This is a genomic window from Arthrobacter sp. SPT-J7 (assembly GCF_059089965.1).
In genome coordinates, this window is record NZ_JBNHFF010000382.1 from 1 (window position 1) to 1,911 (window position 1,911).

Sequence of the window (1,911 nt, forward strand, 5' to 3'; positions counted from 1 at the left end):
GGTGCCGTCCAGCATCTCCACCGTCAGTGTCCCGGCTGCGCAGATGCCCACGTGATTAACCTGGCAACTATCGGTATGGACCACGGTTTTGACAGTCTCGGACCACTTCCAGCCCGGTTCAAAAGTAAACCTGCCCAAGGTAGTGTCTCCGATGTTGACAACATCGACCTGGGTTTTCGGCGGGCGGCGTTTTTCATCCGGTTCGTCGAATGACTTCGCTTCAAGGACTCTGATCGAATCTCCGGCCATTTCTATTTCCTAACAGGGAGTGGGTGGAACTATTCATCCGGAGTGCCCAGAGAACTCCGGGAGGGTTGGCTGGCGGCTCCCCCCAAGCGGCTGAATGCCGGCCAACACACGGGCAACCAGCGCTATCAGGGTGCGCCCGGCAGGGGGTCCTGTCAATACGGCGGGATGACTGGTTGGTGGACTTTGACCTGGCAGGACGGGCACACTGAAAGGCCAGGTACTTCCAGGATTTCACCGGGAGAGGACCCGATGGAGCACCTCAGCCGATTTGCCCGCGAATTCCTCAAGGCGCTCAAAAACCTCCTGCCCATAGTCTTCGTCGTGGTCCTGTTCCAGTTGCTGGTGTTCCGCTCCATCCCTGAAGATCCCCTGCAACTGGCGGCGGGGCTCCTCATCGTGGCTGCGGGCATCGCACTGTTCCTCCACGGCCTGGACCTGAGCATTTTTCCGGTAGGCAAGAACCTGGCCAACCAGTTCGTTCGGCGCGGCGCCCTGGGACTGCTGCTGCCTTTCGGTTTCGCCATCGGCTTCGCCGCCTCCGTGGCGGAACCCGCCGTGATTGCGGTAGCAGAGCAGGCGCAACTGGTCAGCGGTGACCGGATCAACGCGCTGGTGCTGCGCTTTGTCATCGCGGTGTCCGTGGGGCTCGTTCTGGTCCTGGGGGTGTTGCGTGTCCTGCGCGGCTGGGCGGTCCATAAGCTCCTGATTGCCGGCTACGTCGTGGTACTGCTGCTCACCTATGTGGCCCCGCCGGAAATCATTGGTATTGCCTACGACTCCGGTGGAGTCACCACCAACATCGTCAGCGTGCCGCTGATCGCGGCGATCGGGCTCGGCCTAGCGAATTCGATCAGGGGGCGCAGCCTGCTCACCGACGGGTTTGGACTGGTGGCTCTGTGCGTCATGGTGCCCATGATCGGCGTCCAGCTCTACGGGACCTGGGTCTACAGCTTCGGCGCCAGCGGCCCACCACCACCGGCCACCGGGCCGGAAGAGGACCCCGGAGACTGGGTGGTGGGGATGATCCTCGGCCTGGCATCCATGCTCCGGGAGGTCCTGCCGATCGTCGGCGTGGTCCTGTTCTTCCAGTACGTGGCACTGCGGCGCAGGCTGGCGCACCCGCTACGCGTCGTCGTCGGCTTCGTTATGGTCCTGGTGGGCCTGTACGCCTTTGTGGTGGGGCTCAAGCTGGGGCTCTTCCCGCTGGGGACGCTCATGGCCGAGCAACTGATCGAGCAGGGAGTCCCCGCGCTGATCCTACTCTTCGGCCTGCTGATCGGTTTTGCGGTCACCATGGCCGAACCGGCCCTGCTGGCCATCGGTGAGCAGGCGGAGGTCGCGTCGCCCGGCCGGATCAGCGCCTTCGCGGTCCGCGTAATCGTGGCGGCCGGCGTTGCCCTGGGAATCGCCTTCGGCGTTTTCCGCATCCTCAGCGGCGGGCCCTTCCACTACTTCATCATGGCTTCCTACGCCGTGGCGATCGCGCTGGTGTTTGTCGCGCCGAAGTACATCATCGCCCTTGCCTTCGATCTCGGCGGCGTGACGACGTCGGAAGTCACCGTGCCGCTGGTGACCGCCCTCGGCATCGGGCTGGCAGCCGCGGTGGATGGGCGGGATGTGCTGATCGACGGGTTTGGACTGATCGCTTTCGCCTCGGTCTTC

2 protein-coding genes are annotated in these 1,911 nt (G+C 63.7%); one reads left to right on the forward strand and one right to left on the reverse strand.

Going from position 1 to position 1,911, the window contains the following annotated elements:
• Positions 1-249, reverse strand: a 249-nt coding sequence (locus AC5RWX_RS32840; RefSeq protein WP_494100351.1) for a cupin domain-containing protein, incomplete at its 3' end; no start/stop codon positions are given.
• A 249-nt stretch (positions 250-498) separates the two neighbouring features.
• On the opposite strand from AC5RWX_RS32840, the gene AC5RWX_RS32845 reads away from it, so the two are divergent.
• Positions 499-1,911: DUF1538 domain-containing protein (locus AC5RWX_RS32845; RefSeq protein WP_494100352.1), on the forward strand; the 1,413-nt coding region annotated here is incomplete at its 3' end.